The sequence below is a fragment of the Citrobacter sp. VF227 genome (genome assembly GCF_052950715.1).
Map to the genome: position 1 here is coordinate 1 of NZ_JBRFVF010000266.1, position 512 is coordinate 512.

Genomic DNA, 512 nt, shown 5'->3' on the forward strand with positions numbered 1-512 from the left:
CCCCTGAGAGGAGAGGATTTATAGGATCCTATAACTGCTGTTCAGAACGGATAGTAACGCAGAGAGGCAAGGCCCACGACCGCACGGGTCGAGGGTTGGATGCCGAGGAGGCCCCGGAACGCGTCGCGCTCGACATAGGCTGCTTGTGCGCCCGCGGCCAAGCGGCCGTAGTTGCCCTTGTATAGGTCGTGCCAGAAGCCGCCGGTGATCTCGCGCAGGTACGCGTTCACGTCCGAGGAGGTGACGTCGCGCTGGGTGCCGTCCGGATCCAGATACTGGAACAGCTCCTGCCCCGGCAGATCCTGGCAGGCCTTGACGATCCGGGCGACCCGCCGGTCCTTCAGCGACACGTCCCAGGTCTTGCCGCTCTTGCCCTTGAAGCGGAACGACAGGGCCGCCCCCTCGATCCGGACGTGGGGGTCGCGCAGGGTCGTGAGGCCGTAGCTCTTGTTGGTCCGCGCGTAGTCGTCGTTGCCGACGCGGATCAGCGTGGTCTCGAGCAGGTGGACCAC

1 protein-coding gene is annotated in these 512 nt (G+C 65.4%); it reads right to left on the minus strand.

Annotation, left to right across the window (positions count from 1 at the left end):
* Window positions 1–41: 41 nt before the first annotated feature.
* A partial coding sequence (locus tag ACU8YC_RS26250; RefSeq protein WP_446896153.1) for a hypothetical protein occupies window positions 42–512 on the minus strand: 471 nt, incomplete at its 5' end.